This window comes from Microbacterium azadirachtae (assembly GCF_000956505.1).
Lineage (GTDB): Bacteria > Actinomycetota > Actinomycetes > Actinomycetales > Microbacteriaceae > Microbacterium > Microbacterium azadirachtae_A.
On sequence record NZ_JYIX01000038.1, the window covers coordinates 182,193 to 200,784 of the forward strand.

Consider the following 18,592-nt stretch of genomic DNA (forward strand, 5'->3'; position numbering starts at 1 on the left):
ATGCCGAAGACCGAGATCGCGTCGTCGCCCGGATGGACTCCTCCCTAGGAGGTACTCCAGGCGGACGCCAGAACGGGAGTGCTGACATAATGTAGCCCTCTCCGTTATCGCGCGCCGTCGGTCACGCCGAGGTGGCCCGCTGCCGTGCAGCCTCGTAGAGCATGAGCGTGGCCGCGTTCGAGGCGTTCAGCGAACTCGCCGACCCGCTCATCGGCACCCGGACCATCACATCTGCCGCGTCGCGCCAGCCGCGCGCCAACCCTGTCGTCTCGTTGCCGATCAGCACCAGCGAGGGCTGAGTGAAGTCGTAGTCCCACACGTCCACGTCGCCGTGCTCGTCTGTCGCGACCAGCGTGAGCGGCGTCCCCTGTGCGCGCACCTGGTGCACCCAGTCGAAGACCGGGCCTCCCGAAGCCGTCCTGATGACAGGCGTGGCGAACAGTGAGCCGGTCGAGGCGCGCACTGACTTCGGATCATACGGATCCGCCGCGTGTCCGGAGACGATAAGGCCGTGCCCGCCGAGTGCATCCATCGAGCGCAGGATCGATCCGATGTTGCCGGGCTGCGTCGGTCGGTCGAAGACCATCCCCAGGAAGTCTTGCGGCACCGGGATCCGCGACAGCTCGTCGTCGGGCATCGCCACCACGGCGATGATCTCGGTGGCGCCCTCATCCTTGTCCGCGAGCTCGGCGAGCAGCGCGGGGCTCATCGCGATCGTCTCCGGGGCCTGCTGGAGCACCTCACGAGCCCAGGGCGACAGCGACCGCTCTGCGTCGTGGATCACGGTGAGGATCGTCCAGCCGTGCTCGATCGCTTGCGAGATCGGACGCACGCCCTGCACGACGAAGCGACGCTCGCGCAAGCGGTGGTTGCGGTTGCGCGTCAGTGCCTCGAGCAGCTGGAACCGCGAATTGCGCGTAGAGATCCGAAGGTCTGCCATTGTCTCCCCTTCACGCCCCCACGTAGGCGGCGAGGTGCTCCCCCGTGACCGTGGACTTGGCCGCGACCAGATCGGCAGGCGTGCCTTCGTAGACGATGCGCCCGCCGTCGTGGCCGGCACCGGGCCCGACATCGATGATCCAGTCGGCGTGCGCCATGACGGCCTGATGGTGCTCGATCACGATCACCGACCTGCCGGCGTCGACGAGTCGGTCGAGCAGGCCCAGCAGGTTCTGCACGTCGGCGAGGTGCAGCCCCGTGGTCGGCTCATCCAGCACGTAGGTCGCCGCGCCGTCGGCCATCTGCGTAGCGAGCTTGATGCGCTGACGCTCCCCGCCGGACAGCGTGGACAGCGGCTGGCCGAGCGACAGGTATCCGAGCCCGACATCTTCGAGACGGCTCAGGATCGCGACCGCGGCCGGGATCTTCGCCTCTCCCCCGCGGAAGAACCCGTGCGCCTGGGCGACAGGCATGTCGAGCACCTCGGTGATGTCCTTCCCCGCGAGTTTGTACTCGAGCACCGCAGCCTGAAAGCGCTTTCCACCGCAATCCTCGCAGGGACTCTCGACGGTGTCCATGAAACCGAGTTCGGTGACGATGACGCCCGCGCCCTTGCAGGTCGGGCAGGCGCCCTCGGAGTTGGCGCTGAACAGCGCCGGCTTCACTCCGTTCGCCTTCGCGAACGCCTTGCGGATCGGCTCCAGAAGTCCCGTGTACGTCGCCGGATTGCTGCGGCGCGACCCCTTGATGGCGGTCTGGTCGATCGAGACGACGCCCTCACCCTTGGCGACGGAACCGTGGATCAGGGAGCTCTTTCCGGATCCGGCGACCCCGGTGACCACGGTCAGGACGCCCAGCGGCACGTCGACGTCGACACCCTGCAGGTTGTTCGTCGTGGCCCCGCGCACCTCGATCGCCCCGGTGCGTTCGCGCACCTCGGGCTTGAGGGTGGCGCGATCGTCGAGGTGACGACCGGTGAGGGTCCCGCTGGCACGCAGCCCCTCGACCGTGCCCTCGTAGCAGATCTCACCGCCGGCGCTACCTGCTCCGGGCCCGAGGTCGACGACGTGGTCCGCGATCGCGATGGTCTCCGGCTTGTGCTCGACGACCAGCACGGTGTTGCCCTTGTCGCGCAGCTGCTCGAGCAGGCCGTTCATGCGCTGGATGTCGTGCGGGTGCAAGCCGATCGTGGGCTCGTCGAACACATAGGTCACGTCGGTGAGCGAGGACCCGAGGTGCCGGAGCATCTTGATCCGCTGCGCCTCTCCCCCGCTCAGGGTGCCGCTCGGGCGCTCGAGCGAGAGATATCCGAGCCCCAGCGTGACGAATGCCTCGAGGTTGGCGCGCAGCGCCTCGAGCAGCGGACCCGCGCCGGGCAGGTCGAGCCCGCGCACCCAGGCAGCGAGGTCCGTGACCTGCATGCGGCAGGCGTCCGCGATGCTCACGCCCGCGATCTTCGAGGAGCGTGCGCCCTCGGTGAGCCGCGTGCCGTCGCACTCGGGGCAGATCGCGAACGTCGCGACGCGCTCGACGAAAGCGCGGATGTGCGGCTGCAGAGCCTCGATGTCCTTGGACAGCATGGACTTCGTGATCTTCGGGATCAGCCCCTCGTAGGTGATGTTGATCCCGTTGATCTTGACCTTGGTGACCTCGCCGTACAGGAAGAGCTGACGCTGCTTCTCCGTGAACGCCACGATCGGCTTGTCGCCCGGATAGAAGCCCGACTCAGCGAACTGGCGCACCATCCAGCCATCGGCGGTGTATCCGGGCACCATGATCGCGCCGTCGTTCAGGGACTTCGTCTCGTCGACGATCTGCGTGAGATCCAGATCCGACACCGCTCCCCTGCCCTCGCACCGCGGGCACATGCCGCCCAGGTAGATGGCGTCCTTCACGATCTTCTTCTCACCACCGGGGCCGGTCATCACGCCGCTGGCCTTCTGGGTGGGGATGTTGAAGGAGAACGCGGTCGGTCCGCCGATGTAGGGGGCGCCGAGCTTGGAGAACAGGATCCGCAGCATCGCATTGGCATCCGTCACGGTGCCGACCGTCGAGCGCGGGTTCGCCCCGAGGCGCTCCTGATCCACGAGGATCGCCGTGGTGAGCCCCTCGAGCACGTCGACGTCGGGGCGCGGAACCGACGGCATGAAGCCCTGCACGAACGCGCTGTAGGTCTCGTCGATCATGCGCCGCGATTCGGCCGCGATGGTGTCGAACACGAGCGAGCTCTTGCCGGATCCGGAAACGCCGGTGAACACCGTCAGCCGGCGCTTGGGCAGCTCGATCGAGACGTCTTTGAGGTTGTTCTCCCGGGCGCCCTGCACCCGGATCGCATCGTGAGTGTCGGCGATATGCGACTCGGTGATCGGCATGCTGCTCCGTATCGTGCGGGCGGAAGGGTGCGGGACAAAAGAATAGCGGTGCCCGCCGACGCACCGGCGGGCACCGCGGACGGGTCAGGCGACCTGCTGCAGACGGATCATGTTGCCCGCCGGATCGCGGAACGCGCAGTCGCGGATCCCGTAGGGCTGGTCGATCGGCTCCTGCACGACGTCTGCGCCGCGTGCCTCGATCTCGGCGAACGCGGCATCCACGTTCTCGGTGGCGAGCACCACGCCGCCGAAGCTGCCCTTCGCCATGAGCTCCAGAATCGTGCGCCGCTCATCGTCGTTGATGCCGGGATCCACTGCGGGCGGCGTGAGCACGATGGAGGTGTCGGGCTGATTCACCGGCCCGACCGTGAGCCACCGCATCTGCTGGTAGCCGACGTCCTTGCGGAGCTCCCATCCGAGCACATCGCGATAGAAGCGGAGCGACTCCTCCGCGTCGGTGTGCGGAAGGAAGCTGGCGTTGATCATGATGTCCATGCGGCTCACGCTACGCCGGAGGCTCCTGCGGGGCTTCTCGATTCCTGATCGGTCTCGTCGCCTGCTTCTCGATCCACGACGGGATGCCGGGACCCAACCCGGGATCGGCGCGATACCGGCTCGGTGAGACGCCGACGAGCTCCGAGAAGCGCGTGCTGAACGTGCCCAGCGACTGGAAGCCCACGGCGAAGCACGCCTCCGTCACGGAGACGTCCCCCCTGCGCAGCAGGGCCATCGCGCGCTCGATCCTGCGCGTCATCAGATAGGAATACGGAGGTTCGCCGTACACGAGCTTGAACTGCCGGCTGAGGTGCCCGGCGGACATGTGCACGCCCGCCGCCAGCGCCTCGACATCGAGCGGTTGCGCGTACTCGCGATCGATCCGATCGCGCACCTTCCGGAGTGCCGCGAGATCGCGCAGGCGATCGTCATCGGCGGCCGAGCTCATCCCCCGATCCTCGCACGAGGGACCAGGACACGGGCGCTCGCCGTTCCGAACGCTCGCGCTGCCGCCGCTGTACAGTGAGGGCATCCCCAACTCCCAGGGATTACTCAGAAAGGGCCATCCTCATGTCCGAAGCAGTTGCCGGAGCGAAGAGCCTCGTGAAGTCGCTTCGAGTGTTCCTCGCCGTCTCGGGTGTCATCGCCCTCATCGCGGGCCTCGTCATGCTGGTGTGGCCGGTCAAGACCGCCTTCGTCCTCACCGGCATCATCGCCGCCTATCTGATCGTCGCCGGCGTCGTGTATGTCGGACTCGGCATCTTCAGCGCCGGGAAGTCCGGATGGGCCCGTCTGGCTCACATCCTGCTCGGCGTGCTGTACATCGTCGCCGGCGTCATCGCCTTCACGAACATCCAGACCGCCGCGATCGCGTTCGCCCTCGTGACCGTGATCTTCATCGGCGTGAGCTGGATCTTCGACGGCGTCGTCTCGCTCACCCTCATGGGCAACGACGGCTCGAAGACGTGGACGCTGCTGTACGCGCTGCTCAGCATCATCGCCGGCATCGCCGTGATCAGCCTCGGCCTCGCCGCCGTGCCGTTCTTCTGGCTGTTCCTCGCGATCTCCCTCGTCGTGCTCGGCATCGCGCAGATCATCCGCGCGATCACGATCGGCAAGGACGCGAAGGCCGCAGCCACGGCCGCCGGCCTCTGACCCGAGCGCACGCCGCACACGAGAAAGCGGCCCGGAGCTCAGGCTCCGGACCGCTTTCCCGTGTCTTCGGGGGGCGCTACTCCCCGACGAATCCGCTCACGTCGCCGATGAGCCGCGTGTGGTCCGCCGGAACGGGCTCGACAGCGGCCTGCGCCACCTCGGCCGCGAACTCCGCGACGTTGTACAGCCGACCTGCCGACTCACGACGCTGCGAGATCGCGCCGGGGTTGGCCCGCTCCAGCAGCGTGGCAGTGATGGTGCCCTCGATCATGTCGCCGGAGACGACGACGAACTCGACGCCCTGCTCCTCGATCGATGGGATCAGTTCGCGCAGGGCGTCCTCGCCCGCACGCTTGGAGAGCGCGACAGGCTCGTACTCCGGCATGGTCGGCGTGGTGCGGATGAAGTGGGCCTGGTGGCTCGTGACGAACACGATGCGGCCGCCCTCGCGCAGCAGCGGGAGCGCCGTCTGCAGCACGCTGACCTGGGCGTCGCGGTTGAGGCGCAGGGCATAGTCCTCACCCATGTTCGACTCCATGCCGCCGGAGGCGTTGAGCACCAGGACGTCCAGGCCGCCGAACTCCGCCTTCACCGCGTCGAACATCTCGGCCACCGACGCCGGATCCGTCAGATCGGCGCCGACCACGAGCGCACGGCGACCAAGCGCACGCACCTCGTTCGCGAGCTTCTCGGCGCGAGGGGCCTTGTTGCGGAAGTTGATGACGACATCGGCGCCGGCCTCGGCGAAGTACCGGATCGTGTCGGCTCCGATCCCGCGGGAGGATCCGGTGACGAGGGCGACCTTGCCGGTCAGTGATTCGGCGGGAAGGATCTGAGACACGGAGACTCCTCGAGAGGGTGCGCACGCGGCGCGCGGGTGGGACCAGATCACCCTACCAATCCGCGTGATTCCGCGGCGCGTGACGCGGAGGCGGCGCACAGGCCGCGTGATAGGTTGGCAAAAAGAGGGGGCGGTATGGATACGATCCTGCAGATGTTCCAGGACTGGGCGTGGATCGGCTGGCTGGTCCTCATGGTCCTGTTCTTCGTCATCGAGATCTTCACGCTCGACATGACGTTCCTGATGCTCGGCCTCGGTTCCGCGGTCGGCCTGCTCTCCACGCTCACGGGATGGCCCGTCTGGGTGCAGGTGATCATCGCCGCCCTCGCCGCCGTGCTGCTCATCTTCGTGCTGCGGCCTCCGCTGCTGAGGCGCCTTCACCGCGGAGAAGATCAGACGCGGTCGAACGTCGACGCGCTGCTCGGCCTGCACGGCACCGTGCTGCTCGAGGTCACTGCGCTCACCGGCCAGGTCAAGCTCAGCAACGGTGAGACCTGGACCGCCCGTCTCGCCTCCGACGCGCCCGTCATCGCGCCCCTCTCCCCCGGCGCCCCTGTGACCGTGTCGCGCATCGAAGGCGCCACCGCATACGTCCGTTCCGCCCACGTCTAGGAGAAACAGGAGCAGCCCTTCATGGACAGCGCATCCTTCATCCCCACCGCCATCGGGTGGATCCTGGCGATCGCCGTCATCATCTTCGTGCTGGTGACGATCGCGCGATCGATCAGGATCATCCCGCAGGCGACCGCCGGCGTCGTCGAGCGACTCGGCAGGTACCACAAGACCCTGATGCCGGGTCTGAACCTGCTCGTTCCGTTCGTCGACCGTCTGCGCCCGCTCATCGACATGCGCGAGCAGGTCGTCTCGTTCCCCCCGCAGCCCGTGATCACCGAGGACAACCTGGTGGTCTCGATCGACACGGTCGTCTACTTCCAGGTGACCGACGCCAGGGCCGCGACCTATGAGATCGCGAACTACCTCGGCGCCGTCGAGCAGCTCACCACGACCACGCTCCGCAACGTCGTCGGCGGTCTGAACCTCGAAGAGGCACTGACCAGCCGCGACAACATCAACGGGCAGCTGCGTGTTGTGCTGGACGAGGCAACGGGCAAGTGGGGCATCCGCGTCGGACGCGTGGAGCTCAAGGCCATCGACCCGCCCGTGTCCATCCAGGATTCGATGGAGAAGCAGATGCGCGCTGAGCGTGACCGTCGCGCGGCGATCCTGACCGCGGAGGGCACGAAGCAGTCGCAGATCCTCGAGGCCGAGGGCCAGCGACAGGCGGAGATCCTCCGCGCCGAGGGTGAGAAGCAGGCTGCGGTGCTTCGCGCCCAGGGTGAGGCGGAGGCGATCCAGAACGTCTTCAACGCCATCCACCAGGGCCAGCCGGACGAGAAGCTTCTCGCCTACCAGTACCTGCAGATGCTGCCGAAGATCAGCGAGAGCGCATCCAGCAAGCTCTGGATCATCCCGAGCGAGTTCACGGAGGCGCTGAAGAACTTCGGCGGCGCGTTCTCGCCGGGATCCGGCGGATCCACGCCGTTCAGCCCGAAGGCGCCTTCGACGCCCTCGGTACCGACCACGCGTGCGGCCGCGTCGACCGCTGCGGTTCCTCCCGCGACCGCCTCCGACGGCGTCGCGTGACGCACCCGTATTTCCAGGGCGCTTCGGCGCCGCGAGTCCTCGCTCACCGCGGTCTGGTGGGCGAGGACTCGTCTGTGTTCGACAACTCCGCGCTCTCCATCGCGGCCGCGGACGCGGCGGGCGCGGAATACGTGGAGACCGATTGCAGGGCGACCGCCGACGGCGACGCCGTGCTCTTCCACGACGAGACCCTGCAGCGCCTGCTGGGCGATCCCCGACCGGTCGCCGAGGTGACGACGGCCGAACTTGCCAGGCTGTTCGCCGCGCACGGCGGACTGCTCACCCTCGCGGAGGCGCTCGACGCGTTCCCCCGGCTGCGGTTCAACGTCGATGTGAAGGCGCGGGCGGCCGCCGAGGATGTGGGGCGCGCCGTCGCCCCGCACGGTCATAGGGTGCTCCTCACAAGCTTCGACGATCGCAACCGGCATGCTTCGCTGGCGGCCGCCGTGAGGGCCGACGCGGATGTGCTGCCCGCCTCCTCCGGGGGAAGGAACGCGATCGCGATGCTGCGGCTGGCTTCCGCACTCCGGCTGCGCAGCTGGACGCGGAGGATCCTGCAGGGGCTCGACGCCGTGCAGATCCCGGAGCGATTCGGTCCCCTGCGCGTCTTCGCCCCGTCCCTCGTCCGCGCCGCACACGACTCCGGCGTCGAGGTGCACGTGTGGACGGTGAACGACCCGGAGCGCATGCGTGCGCTGGTCGCCGCCGGCGCAGACGGCGTCGTCACGGACCGGGCGGACCTCGCCATCCGGACGCTGGCGCCGCACTGACATCCGGTCTCACCCGCCAGAGGATCCCGTCCCGATCAGCTCGCACAGCGGCTGCGGGCTGGGTATCGACTGTGAAAGACTTCATGGTTTGCCCCCTTCGCATCTTCTGCACAGGCCGGGCCGATATACCTGAGGGCGACGAGAGGACCACACAATGGCAGATCGCAGCCTTAGAGGAATCCGACTCGGCGCCCAGAGCCTTCAGAGCGAAGAGGGCGTCGTCTTCATGGAACGCCAGCAGAGCGCATACACCTGCGACTCCTGCGGCCACGTGACCACCCTGATGTTCGCGGCCGACGCCGAGCCGCCGACCACCTGGGAGTGCCGCGCGTGCGGCGCCGACGCCCGCCTCCAAGTCGACGGCAAGTCCGTCGAGATCGCGGAGGACGGAGACAAGGCCGGACGCACCCACTGGGACATGCTTCTGGAGCGCCGAACCCGCGCCGAGCTCGAGGAGCTCCTGGAGGAGCGTCTCGCCTTCATCCGCGCCCGTCGCGGTGCCGGTGAGGACCCGACGCGCGAGCGGATCGGCGCCTAAGCTCCTGACCGGCTTCGTCGTACTCGCGCGGATACACCCGCGAACGCGACGAGGAGCAGCCCGCCCCACAGCAGGATCTGCTCCAACCAGGGCCCGATGAGAACACCCGCGGTCGCCCCGGTGTGCAGCTCGACATCCTCGAGCAGCGCACCGGGGCGATCCTCGTTCAGGGACGCCTGCGTCGACCCGTCGGCCCGGATCACCTGGCTGGTGCCGACGGTCGAGATGTTCACGACCGAACGCCCGGTCTCCACGGCGCGCATGCGTGCGATCCCGAGCTGCTGCAGGTTCTCCTCGGTGCCGCGGAAGTCGGCATTGTTGGTCTGGAAGACCAGCACCTGGGCGCCGGATCCGATGCCCTCCGCGATGAGGTCGTCATAGATCACGTCGAAGCAGATCGCGAGTCCCACCGGGGTATCCCCGACGCGGACGACCGGGGCATCTGAGCCCGGGGTGTACTCCCGCCCGATCAGGCCGATGAGATCGGGCACGATCGCGTTGTAGAACGCGCGGTCCGGCACGTACTCGCCGAACGGCACCGGGTGCCGCTTGGCGTGCGTCTGCACGTCCTCCCGCGCCAGCGGACGGTGGTTGTCGGCGGGCCACAGGAACGACGTGTTGTAGAATAGCTTCCCCTTCTGCGTGGCCGCGTTGGCCAGGATCGGGGCGTTCACACGAGCGGAGATCCCGTCGAGCGCGTCGGCCAGCACCGGGTACTGGAACGGATCGTCGTCCAGGCCGCCTTCCGGCCAGACCAGCAGATCCATGCGCTTGCCGTACAGGGGCTCTGTGGCCGCCGCCTGTGCGTTCAGCACCGACAACGGTTCGCGATTGTCGAAGTATCCGGTCGGGCCGTTGCCCTGCACGGCTCCGATGCGCATCGAGCCGTTCGCCGTCGTCGGGAACGCGGGCAGGAAGGCGAGCAGCGCGACGAGCGCCGCGGGCACGAGGAGCGCGCCGGCGCGCGGGCGACGTCGCGCGCGGACGACCTCGACGAGGACCGCGACGAGGAGGACCATCACGAAACCGAGTCCGCTGATGCCGATCCAGCTCGTCACGCGCGCCGCCGAGGTGTCGGACAGCGTGTAGGCGATGCGCGCCCACGGGAATCCGCCGTACGGCCAGTTGCCCACGAACAGCTCCCGGCCGACCCACAGCGCGGCGACGACGACAGAGAGCAGGAGCGAGCGGGCCGGCCCAGGCCGCATGATCCGGGGGATCCACCGGTACGCGAGCGTCACAGGGATCAGCGCGATCGCGGTCAGCGCGCCCTCGAGCAGTCCGAGGGCGAGCCACGGGATCGGGCCCAGATAGCGCGCCGTCCAGGAGACGAGGACCAGGAAGAACACGGCGCCGTACACGAAGCCCACCAGCAGTGCGGACCAGGTGCGGCGGCCGATCAGCGAGATGAGCAGCAATGCCACGGCGGGGAACGCCAGGAGCCAGAGCGAGAGCGCCGGGAACGCGAGATTCAGCAGAACCCCCGCGGCAGCCGCCGCGATCAGGGCCGCCCACAGCGGCAGCAGGGGCCCGATCGCTGAGGGCGTGGCTCCGGCATCGACGGGCGCGGTCAGGCGGGTCGTCACGGTCACATCGACGAGTAGGCGACGATGCCGCGGCGGACACCGTCGAGCGCGGTGCGGGCGGTACGAGCCGTCTCGGCGTTCGGAGCGACGATCGAGAGCTGATCCAGCAGATCGATCGTCTGCTTGGCCCAGCGGACGAAATCGCCCGCCGCCATGTCGGCGTCCTCCAGCACGGCGTCGAGCGCGCTCCCCCGCGCCCAGGCGTGCATCGCGCCGGCGAGCCCGGCGGAAGGACGGTCGGATCCCGGCAGCCGTTTGTCGTGCTCGAGGTCGTCGAGTTCGGCCCAGAGCTCCTGCGTGCGCTCCCAGGCGATCCTGAACCGGCCTCGGGGCAGGTCCCGGGGGTCGATGGAGCCGTCATCGCGTCGCGGCTCGTAGACGAGCGCGCAGGCCATCGCCGCCAGCGACGGCGCATCCAGGCCGTCCCACAGGCCGCGCCGGAGCGATTCCGCGACGAGCAGGTCGCGCTCCCCGTAGATGCGCTGCATCGTGCGCCCCGCATCGGTGAGCGTCAGTGCGTCACCGCTCCCCTGCACGTAGCCGACCTCGGTGAGCACGTCGAGTACACGGTCGAACACTCGCGCGACCGTGCCGGTGCGGTTCTCGATCTGGCGGCGGGTGCGGTCGGTCTCTCGTTTGAGCTTCCAGTACCGCTCGGCCCAGCGCGCATGCTGCTCACGATCGGGGCACCGGTGGCAGGCGTGACGCTGCATCGCGCGGCGGAGCGACTCGATCTGGTGCAGCCGCTTCTCGCGCGCGCCTCGCGGCGCCTGCTGGTCGGTGCGGTTCTTCTTCTCCAGGTCGCTGAGCTCGCGCCGGATCCCCGAGTACTCCGTGAAGTCGCCGCGGTCGCACGTCATCGACCCGAGGTAGCCTTCCAGCGATGTCTCGGCCTCGCGCACCGTGCGCGCGAGACCCACGACGGCGCGATCCGCCTGGAACTGCGCGAAGGACGATTCCAGGACTTGGCGGGAGCGATTCCGCCCGAACCGGTCGAGCAGGTTCACCGCCATGTTGTACGTGGGCCTGAAGCTGGAGTTCAGCGGGTAGGTGCGCCGTGAGGCGAGTGCGGCGACCGCCTGGGGGTCCATGCCCTCGGTCCACTGCACGACAGCGTGGCCTTCGACGTCGATCCCGCGGCGGCCGGCGCGGCCGGTGAGCTGGGTGTACTCCCCCGAGGTGATCGCCACGCGCGCTTCGCCGTTGAACTTCTCCATGCGCTCGAGCACCACGGTGCGGGCCGGCATGTTGATGCCCAGCGCGAGCGTCTCGGTCGCGAACACGACCTTGAGCAGGCGCTGCTGGAAGAGCGCTTCGACGATCTCCTTGAACGCGGGCAGCAGTCCCGCATGGTGCGCAGCGACGCCGCGTTCGAGGTTGTCCAGCCAGTCCCAGTAGCCGAGCACGGCCAGATCCTCATCGCGCAGCGTGCGGACGCGGTCTTCGACGATCGCGCGGATCTCGCGCCGCTCCTCCACCGTGGTCAGCCGCAGCCCGGAGCGACGGACCTGCTGCACTGCCGAATCGCATCCCACCCGGCTGAAGATGAAGAAGATCCCCGGCAGCAGGTTCGCGCGGTCGAGGAGATCCACGACCTGAGGGCGGTCGAGCCGTTCGATGCGGCGGACGTTGGCCGAGCGCACAGGGCGCTTGCCGCCCCGCTGCGGACGACGTCCCTGGGCTCCGGCATGGCGCGCGCTGCGGTACTGCTGCGCGTCGCGGTTGCGTTCGTAGTTGGCACCGCCGAACGAGCGGATCCGCAGCAGCTCCTGGTTGACCTGCGCGGTCGCGATGCCGGCCCGGTCGTCGAACAGCGGCAGCAGATCGTCGCGCACGAGCACGTGCTGTTCCAGCGGCACAGGGCGGGTCTCGGAGACGATGACCTCGGTGCCACCGCGGACGGTGTCCAGCCAGTCCCCGAACTCCTCCGCGTTCGACACCGTCGCGCTGAGCGCGACCAGCCGTACGCTCCGCGGCAGGTGGATGATGACCTCTTCCCAGACGGCGCCGCGGAAGCGGTCGGCGAGGTAGTGGACCTCGTCCATGATCACGTAGCGGAGATCGTCGAGAGCGCGGGAATCCGCGTAGATCATGTTGCGCAGCACCTCGGTGGTCATGACCACGATGCGCGCGGAGCCGTTGATGTTGACGTCCCCTGTGAGGAGTCCCACCTGGTCGGCCCCGTAGACGTCGACCAGCTCACGGAACTTCTGATTCGACAGCGCCTTCATCGGCGTCGTGTAGAACGCCTTGTCCGAGGGGGTCGACATCGCCTGATGGATCGCGAACTCGCCGATGATCGTCTTGCCGGCACCGGTGGGCGCGGCTACGAGCACGCTACTGCCGCGCTCCAGGGCATGACAGCCCTCGATCTGGAACGGATCCAGCTGGAAGCGCTGCATCGCCGCGAACGATGTCGTGGCGGGATGGTCCTGAGCGGCGCGGGCGGCGGCGTAACGATCCGCCGGTGAGGTCATACCGTGGGCTCCTCGAGGAACTCCTGCTGGCGCTTGTGCTTGCGCTTGTCGAAGAGCAGCGACAGACCGGCCGCCGCGAAGTACAGGACGATCAGGATGCCGGCGAGCATCAGCATGCTCACCACATCGGCCGCGGGAGTCGCCAGAGCGGCGAACAAGCAGGCGATGAGGATCGCGATCCGCCACGCCTTCAGGATCGCCCTCCCGGACATGATGCCCGCGAAATTCAGCGCCACGAGGAACACCGGGATGATGAACGAGACGCCGATGACGATCATCAGCTTGAAGACGAAGTCGTAGTAGTCCTGCGCGTTGTACAGGTTCTGTGCGCCCTCGGGCGTGAAGCCGGCCATGAGCTCGATGATGTGCGGCATGACCAGGACGCCCACGTAGCAGCCGGCGAAGAACAGCGGCACCGCGGAGGCGACGAAGCCCACCGTGTACCGGATCTCCTTCTTCGTGAGTCCGGGCATGATGAACGCCCAGATCTGCCAGAGCCAGACCGGCGCAGACAGGAAGATGCCGATCGAGAAGGCCATCCGCATGCGCAGGTCGAAGGGCGCCGTCACCGATGAGAAGGTGAAGCCGACGAGATCCTTGCCCCGCTCCTCCGCCACCTGCCGGATGGGTCCGGTGACGAAATCGAGGATCGGATCGGTGATGAAGAAAGCGATCACCATGCCGAGCACGAGCGCGCCTGCGGCGAGAACGAGTCGCTTGCGCAACTCGATGAGATGCCCCGCGAGGGGCATGGTGCTATCGCGACGCGGCTTCCGCCCCTTCGTCGCCGGTGACGCGTCGGTCACGCCCGTCAGCGCTGGGTACCGGCGTCGTGCGGCGGGTTGACAGCGGTGGTGTCGGCGACGTTCGGCGCGGCGGTCGGCAGTGCGGTGGTCGCGGGCGCCTGCGTCGAAGCAGCGGTGGCGGCATCCGTCGCAGCGGCGTCGTCGTCCTTCATGGCCTTCATCTCACCCTTGAAGACGCGGGCCGACTGCCCCATGCTCTTCGCGAGCGCGGGAAGCTTGGCCGCGCCGAACAACAGCAGGATGACGGCGAGGATGATGACCAGATGCCATCCGTTGAGTCCGGCGAACATGATGATCTCCCTTGATGGATCGGGTGTTGCGCCACAGTCTACCGTGACTGCGGGGTGGTTTGTTCGGAGTACAGCGCAAGTGCGGCGATCGCCCATTCGTGAGCGGCGGATCGTGCAGACGCGGGCTCCAGGATCTCCACCGCGCCGCCGAAGCGAGCGGCCAGCCGCTTCAGGCTGAGCGGATCCCCCACGTGCAGCGTAGCGGTCATGGAGCCGTTCTCCACGCCGGCCTCGGCGCGGCGCAGATAGTCGCGCAGCAGCGGAGCGAGACGTTCCGGGAAGCGGATCACCGCCTCATCGCTCTCGCCGTTCCCGGCGAAGAGCTCCGGGACGGGTTCGTCTCCGTGCGTGATCGGGATCTCGGTGAGGCGTGGCTCGCTGACGCGGTCGAGATGGAACGTGCGCATCGCGCGGCGCAGGTGGCACCAGCCCTGCAGGTACCACTGGCCATTGGTGATCAGCACCGTCACCGGGTCGACCGTGCGCGTCGTCGGCGCCGCATCGGGCGCACGATAGGTGAAGGACACCGCCACGTGCTCCTGCAGAGCGGTCGCGACGACCGTGCGGACCTCGTCGACCGGCCCTGGAGCGACGATGACATCGGCGGGCAGCCCGGCGGCTCCGCGGGACAGCTTCGCGATGAGCCCCTGCACCACGCCCGACTCGGCGACACCCGGCACTGCCGAGGCCAGTTGCAGCCCGGCGACCAGCGCTGCGGCCTCGCGCGCCGTGAACTTGGGCACGCGGCGCAATCCCACGTCGTTCGTGATCTCGATGATGCCCTGCTCGTCGAGCAGGTCCCAGTTGATGTCGAACAACTCCTGCGGCGCCTGCCAGTAGCCCTCGTCGCCGGGCAGTCCGATCACGGTGAGCTTCTCGACCATCGCCCGCATCTGGGCCTCGGTCATGTCGAACTCGGCCGCGGCCTCGGCCAGCGACACCTCGCCGCGCTCGAGCAGGTAGGGCACGAGGGTGAGATAGGCCCGGACGCGGTCCGAGCTCAGCAGAGGTCTGCGCTGCGCCATCATGCCTCGTCCTTCGCGTCGGAGTGCGCGGCGGCCGCGGCGCGCAGGCGCACGATCACCGCATCGCGGAGCACCGCGGGCTCCACCACGCGCACCTCCGGCCCGTAGGAGGCCAGCTCGTCGGCGAGGATGTGCAGATCCACATACGGGACGCGGATGCCCTGCAGTGCCGGTTCGGCACGCCGTCCCAGGCGCAGCGCCGCTTCGGTGCCCGGAGTGATCTCGAGCAGCGCGGAGTGCGCAGCGGCGACGGCCTCCAGGCTTGCGAGCGCCCGCTCCCCCGCGCCTTCGCGCAGTTCGGAGGGGAACGCGTCGCTCGTGACCTTCAGGTCGCCCACGATGCGGGTCAGCAGAAACATGCGGTCGCCTTCGGCGTCCACATCGCGTCCGAAGACGTGCCAGCGCGCCTCGTACTCGACGAGCGCGAGCGGCTGCACGCGCCGCCGGCGGGGCGCCTGCTCCCCCGGCTTCAGGTAGTCGAAGACCACGACGACACTGCGTTCGATCGCCCCCTGCAACGGGGCGAAGGCGGCGTCGCGGGCCGTGATCCGGGGCGCGAAGCCGATGATCGGCTCGTCCACGTCGATCCCCAGGGCACGGATCTTGCGCACGCCCGCCTGGGCGTCGGCGGACAGCGATTCCTCACTCCACACGCTTCCGGCGAGACGCAGCACGGCGAGCTCGGCCGGCGTGAACTCGATGTCGACCGGCAGGTCGTATTCCGCTTTCGGAATGCGGTAGCGGGCTTCGCGGAGGTCATTCGGGTCGGCGTGGTCGCCGAGCGTCTCGATCGGGATGCCGAGCGCCCGCAGCTCGTCCTTGTCCCGCTCGAACATCTTGTCGAGCGCGTCTGCTCGACCCTCCGCGCGCTGACGATAGCCCGAGACCGAGGCGAGGATCTGCTGCTTGGTCAGGCCGATCTCCGTGGCCATGAGCGCCACGACGAGATTCGTCAGGCGCTCCTCCGCGGGGATCCGTTCCGCCATCTACTGCCCCGTCGCGGAGGAGTTGTCGATCCCGAGGATGTCGACGACGATCGCCTGCGTGCCATTGCCGTCCGAGCCGGTGCTCTGGCCGGCCGCGGCCGGGGGCACGATCAGGAGGACCTGGGATCCGACGGTCTGGCCCTCGATGCCGGCCGCGCCGGAGATGACGGCGGACTGCGAGTCCCAGGTGCTGTTGACGACCTTGCGGGTGTCCCAGTCCACGCTCGTGAACTGCACGCGGACGCCGTCGGTCTTCTTGACCTTTGCGCCATCGCCGTGGATGAGCGTCTGCACCACCTGCTTGGTGGGCTTCTTGGCGTCGGGGATGATGACGCCGGGGCGGCCGTCGGGAGCGCGCACCACGGTCGGAAGGCCGAGTGCGTCGTTGTACTCCAGCGAGCCCTCGGCGTGCGGGAGGAACACCGTGCGCACGTCGACGACGCCGACCGCAGCCCCCTTCGCTGCCGTCCCCGCGGGGAACCCGATGAGCAGGCGCGAGCCGGCCTTGGCGCACTCCAGCGCGTCGCCGAGCACCTTCGCCTGAGCGGCGAGAGTGTTCACATCCGCGACGGCGGTCGTCCCGTCGAAGCCGGTCGCACCGATCCGCTGCCCCGTCTGCGCGTCGTAGAGCGCGATGTCGGCGACGAACGGCTGGTTCTTCGTCGTGATCGCGGCACCGGTGCCGTGGATGAGGTCGTCGACGCTCGCCTTCTGCACCTTCGTGGGCAGCGACAGGGCGACCGACGGCTCCTTGCCGAAGTCGCCCTTCACCGTCACGGAGTTCGTGAGCGCGGAGGAGGTCGGCATCTCGGAGCAGGCCTGTCCCGCGAAGGACGGACCAGCGGAGCAGCCGGCCAACGCGAGGGCGGCGAGGCCGAGGGTGATCAGAGCAGCGGCAGTCTTACGCACGCGCTCCAGTCTATGCGGACGGATCCGCGCTCCCCGCCGCATCCTCATCCGCGTCGCCGGAAGCGGCCAGCCTCGCGCCGCCCGCCGCGCGCTGCGCCTCACGGACGCGCTTGCGCAGGTTCTTGTCGGTGATCTCGCGATCGCCCACCGCACCGGGGGTCCACTGCTCCACGTCCTCGTCGCCGTAGCTCGGCTTCTTGGCGGCGCGGCGCTTCACATCGGGCGGGATGGCGCCCGGCGCGAGCCGGCGTGCCGTGATGAGGAAGCCCGTGTGCGCGACCATGCGGTGATCCGGGCGCACGGCCAGACCCTCGACGTGCCACCCGCGGACCATGGTCTCCGACGCCTCGGGCTCGGTGAACAACTCCGTGGCGCGCAGGTACTCCGCGACGCGGGACAGCTGGGTCGCGGTCGCGATGTAGCAGAGCACCACTCCGCCCGGAGCGAGGGCCTCGGCCACGGCGTCGATGCACTCCCAGGGGGCGAGCATGTCCAGCACCACGCGGTCGACGGTACCTGCGGCGAATTCGATGGAGAGCTGCTCCTGGAGATCGCCCACGACGATGCTCCACGTGTCCGGCAGCTCGCCGAGGAACGTCTCCACGTTGGCGCTCGCGACCTCGGCGAAGTCATCCCGGCGCTCGAACGAGACCAGGCGCCCGGCGGGCCCGATCGCCCGGATCAACGACAGCGACAGCGCACCAGATCCGACGCCGGCCTCGACGACCGTCGCTCCGGGGAAGATGTCGGCCTGGGTGAGGATCTGCGCCGCGTCCTTCGGGTAGACGATGGCGGCGCCACGGGGCATCGACATCACGAAGTCGCGCAGCAGTGGGCGCAGGGCCAGATACTCGTTCCCTGAGCTGTTCGCGACGACGGATCCGTCCGGCAGACCGATCAGATCGCGGTGGCGCAGAACGCCGTGGTGCGTGTGCAGCTCGCCGTCTTCGCGCAGCGTGACGGTGTGCATCCGGCCCTTGGGTCCGGTCAGCTGCACGCGGTCGCCCTCGCGGAACGGACCGCTGGGGCGCTGCGCGCTCACAGTGCGGCCTCCGCCCTGGCGGCGCGGACGCGGGTGAATTCGCCGGCGAGATCGTCGACCCCGCGTCCCGCGAGCGTGTCCCAGAGCGCATCCGCGTCGAGACCTTCGAGCCCGACGATGTGCGGCACGCCGATCGCGACGGTACGGGCGGACACGGCGGCCTGCAGTCCCGTGCGCGAGTCCTCGAGGGCCACTGTGTCGGCGATGTCGACGCCGAGGGCGTCCGCCGCCTGCAGATACGGGTCGGGGAAGGGCTTGGGGCGTTCGACGTCGTCACCGCCGACGATCACGTCGAAGGCGTCGAAGCCGATCAGCGCGACGATGTCCTCGGCCATCCGCCGCAGCGACATGGTCACCAGGGCGGTGCGGATGCCCGCGTCGCGCAGTTCGCGCAGCAGTTCCCTCGCACCCGGCCGGAACGGCACGCCGTCCTGCTGCAGGCGCACCCGCACGCGCTCGGTGAGCTCGTCGACGATCTCCTGGGCGCCCATCTTCACGCCGGCGCCCTGAAGAATGATCGCGCTGTCGATCAGACCGTTGCCGACCAGCTGCAGCGCCTGCTCATGCGTCCAGGTGCCGCCGAAGGACTCGATGAGATCGGTCTCGGCGTCCATCCAGTACGGTTCGGTGTCGACAAGGGTTCCGTCCATGTCCCAGAGGACCGCGCGAGGGTGCTGATTCACTCCCCTATCGTACCGGCGCCCCGCACCCCCGACG

General features: G+C 68.7%; 19 protein-coding genes. 5 read left to right on the top strand and 14 right to left on the bottom strand.

From position 1 onward, the window contains the following. Positions 1-121: 121 nt before the first annotated feature. The 4 genes from RS86_RS15320 to RS86_RS15335 all read right to left on the bottom strand — a co-directional run bounded on the left by RS86_RS15320 (position 122) and on the right by RS86_RS15335 (position 4,254). Positions 122-940 carry a TrmH family RNA methyltransferase gene (locus RS86_RS15320; RefSeq protein WP_045273121.1) on the bottom strand — a complete coding sequence of 273 codons (819 nt, stop codon included), beginning with the start codon at positions 938-940 and terminating at the stop codon, positions 122-124. Between the two features lie 10 nt (positions 941-950). Further along, positions 951-3,311 carry an ATP-binding cassette domain-containing protein gene (locus RS86_RS15325; RefSeq protein ID WP_045273122.1) on the bottom strand — a complete coding sequence of 787 codons (2,361 nt, stop codon included), beginning with the start codon at positions 3,309-3,311 and terminating at the stop codon, positions 951-953. A gap of 84 nt (positions 3,312-3,395) precedes the next feature. After that, the gene (locus RS86_RS15330; protein WP_045273312.1) at positions 3,396-3,806 is read right to left on the bottom strand and encodes a VOC family protein; all 411 of its coding nucleotides are present in this window, start codon (positions 3,804-3,806) and stop codon (positions 3,396-3,398) included. Positions 3,807-3,816: 10 nt separating this feature from the next. Continuing rightward, on the bottom strand, positions 3,817-4,254 hold the full coding sequence (locus tag RS86_RS15335) for a helix-turn-helix transcriptional regulator (protein WP_045273123.1): 438 nt from the start codon (positions 4,252-4,254) through the stop codon (positions 3,817-3,819). Between the two features lie 122 nt (positions 4,255-4,376). Here RS86_RS15335 and RS86_RS15340 point away from each other — a divergent pair, with 122 nt between their 5' ends. Further along, positions 4,377-4,961, top strand: a complete 585-nt coding sequence (locus RS86_RS15340) for an HdeD family acid-resistance protein (RefSeq protein WP_045273124.1) — start codon at positions 4,377-4,379, stop codon at positions 4,959-4,961. 76 nt (positions 4,962-5,037) lie between these two features. Here RS86_RS15340 and RS86_RS15345 read toward each other — a convergent pair whose 3' ends face one another. Next, entirely contained in the window at positions 5,038-5,802 is a 765-nt protein-coding gene (locus RS86_RS15345; protein ID WP_045273125.1) for an SDR family oxidoreductase, read from the bottom strand. Between the two features lie 135 nt (positions 5,803-5,937). On the opposite strand from RS86_RS15345, the gene RS86_RS15350 reads away from it, so the two are divergent. The 4 genes from RS86_RS15350 (at position 5,938) to RS86_RS20835 (ending at position 8,754) form a co-directional block, all read left to right on the top strand. Then, positions 5,938-6,414, top strand: a complete 477-nt coding sequence (locus RS86_RS15350; protein ID WP_045273126.1) for an NfeD family protein — start codon at positions 5,938-5,940, stop codon at positions 6,412-6,414. A gap of 21 nt (positions 6,415-6,435) precedes the next feature. Continuing rightward, positions 6,436-7,446, top strand: coding sequence for an SPFH domain-containing protein (locus tag RS86_RS15355; protein WP_045273127.1), 1,011 nt, complete (start codon positions 6,436-6,438; stop codon positions 7,444-7,446). A 56-nt stretch (positions 7,447-7,502) separates the two neighbouring features. Beyond that, positions 7,503-8,216: a glycerophosphodiester phosphodiesterase family protein gene (locus RS86_RS15360; protein WP_327037105.1), complete on the top strand. Its 714-nt coding sequence runs from the start codon at positions 7,503-7,505 to the stop codon at positions 8,214-8,216. Between the two features lie 154 nt (positions 8,217-8,370). Then, positions 8,371-8,754, top strand: a complete 384-nt coding sequence (locus RS86_RS20835) for an RNA polymerase-binding protein RbpA (protein ID WP_045273129.1) — start codon at positions 8,371-8,373, stop codon at positions 8,752-8,754. Here RS86_RS20835 and lnt read toward each other — a convergent pair. Genes lnt through RS86_RS15410 form a run of 9 tightly spaced genes read right to left on the bottom strand, consistent with a single transcriptional unit; the run spans position 8,751 to position 18,558 of the window. After that, positions 8,751-10,340, bottom strand: coding sequence for an apolipoprotein N-acyltransferase (gene lnt, locus RS86_RS15370; RefSeq protein WP_235281795.1), 1,590 nt, complete (start codon positions 10,338-10,340; stop codon positions 8,751-8,753). The genes RS86_RS20835 and lnt overlap by 4 nt on opposite strands. Positions 10,341-10,342: 2 nt before the next feature. Then, positions 10,343-12,817 carry a DEAD/DEAH box helicase gene (locus RS86_RS15375; RefSeq protein WP_045273130.1) on the bottom strand — a complete coding sequence of 825 codons (2,475 nt, stop codon included), beginning with the start codon at positions 12,815-12,817 and terminating at the stop codon, positions 10,343-10,345. Further along, positions 12,814-13,569 carry a twin-arginine translocase subunit TatC gene (gene tatC / locus RS86_RS15380; RefSeq protein ID WP_045273131.1) on the bottom strand — a complete coding sequence of 252 codons (756 nt, stop codon included), beginning with the start codon at positions 13,567-13,569 and terminating at the stop codon, positions 12,814-12,816. Before tatC ends, RS86_RS15375 begins: the two co-directional genes overlap by 4 nt. Positions 13,570-13,628: 59 nt before the next feature. After that, complete coding sequence (gene tatA / locus RS86_RS15385) at positions 13,629-13,913, bottom strand: Sec-independent protein translocase subunit TatA (RefSeq protein ID WP_045273132.1); 285 nt, start codon at positions 13,911-13,913, stop codon at positions 13,629-13,631. Between the two features lie 38 nt (positions 13,914-13,951). After that, a complete protein-coding gene (locus RS86_RS15390; protein ID WP_045273133.1) occupies positions 13,952-14,941 on the bottom strand; it encodes a helix-turn-helix transcriptional regulator in 990 nt (329 codons plus the stop codon). Further along, positions 14,938-15,924 carry a helix-turn-helix transcriptional regulator gene (locus RS86_RS15395; RefSeq protein ID WP_045273134.1) on the bottom strand — a complete coding sequence of 329 codons (987 nt, stop codon included), beginning with the start codon at positions 15,922-15,924 and terminating at the stop codon, positions 14,938-14,940. The genes RS86_RS15390 and RS86_RS15395 overlap by 4 nt, the downstream gene beginning before the upstream one ends. Beyond that, positions 15,925-16,833, bottom strand: a complete 909-nt coding sequence (locus RS86_RS15400; protein ID WP_045273314.1) for an FKBP-type peptidyl-prolyl cis-trans isomerase — start codon at positions 16,831-16,833, stop codon at positions 15,925-15,927. Positions 16,834-16,843: 10 nt separating this feature from the next. Beyond that, positions 16,844-17,875 carry a tRNA (adenine-N1)-methyltransferase gene (locus RS86_RS15405; RefSeq protein ID WP_045273135.1) on the bottom strand — a complete coding sequence of 344 codons (1,032 nt, stop codon included), beginning with the start codon at positions 17,873-17,875 and terminating at the stop codon, positions 16,844-16,846. After that, positions 17,872-18,558, bottom strand: a complete 687-nt coding sequence (locus RS86_RS15410; RefSeq protein WP_268747852.1) for an HAD family hydrolase — start codon at positions 18,556-18,558, stop codon at positions 17,872-17,874. The genes RS86_RS15405 and RS86_RS15410 overlap by 4 nt, the downstream gene beginning before the upstream one ends. Positions 18,559-18,592: the final 34 nt, after the last annotated feature.

Coding starts and splice junctions, on each gene's coding strand:
- tatA (WP_045273132.1), bottom strand. CDS start 13,913: ATGTTCGCCGGACTCAACGGATGGCATCTGGTCATCATCCTCGCCGTC.
- RS86_RS15320 (WP_045273121.1), bottom strand. CDS start 940: ATGGCAGACCTTCGGATCTCTACGCGCAATTCGCGGTTCCAGCTGCTC.
- RS86_RS15325 (WP_045273122.1), bottom strand. CDS start 3,311: ATGCCGATCACCGAGTCGCATATCGCCGACACTCACGATGCGATCCGG.
- RS86_RS15335 (WP_045273123.1), bottom strand. CDS start 4,254: ATGAGCTCGGCCGCCGATGACGATCGCCTGCGCGATCTCGCGGCACTC.
- RS86_RS20835 (WP_045273129.1), top strand. CDS start 8,371: ATGGCAGATCGCAGCCTTAGAGGAATCCGACTCGGCGCCCAGAGCCTT.
- RS86_RS15375 (WP_045273130.1), bottom strand. CDS start 12,817: ATGACCTCACCGGCGGATCGTTACGCCGCCGCCCGCGCCGCTCAGGAC.
- RS86_RS15340 (WP_045273124.1), top strand. CDS start 4,377: ATGTCCGAAGCAGTTGCCGGAGCGAAGAGCCTCGTGAAGTCGCTTCGA.
- RS86_RS15390 (WP_045273133.1), bottom strand. CDS start 14,941: ATGATGGCGCAGCGCAGACCTCTGCTGAGCTCGGACCGCGTCCGGGCC.
- tatC (WP_045273131.1), bottom strand. CDS start 13,569: ATGCCCCTCGCGGGGCATCTCATCGAGTTGCGCAAGCGACTCGTTCTC.
- RS86_RS15330 (WP_045273312.1), bottom strand. CDS start 3,806: ATGGACATCATGATCAACGCCAGCTTCCTTCCGCACACCGACGCGGAG.
- RS86_RS15350 (WP_045273126.1), top strand. CDS start 5,938: ATGGATACGATCCTGCAGATGTTCCAGGACTGGGCGTGGATCGGCTGG.
- RS86_RS15395 (WP_045273134.1), bottom strand. CDS start 15,924: ATGGCGGAACGGATCCCCGCGGAGGAGCGCCTGACGAATCTCGTCGTG.
- RS86_RS15355 (WP_045273127.1), top strand. CDS start 6,436: ATGGACAGCGCATCCTTCATCCCCACCGCCATCGGGTGGATCCTGGCG.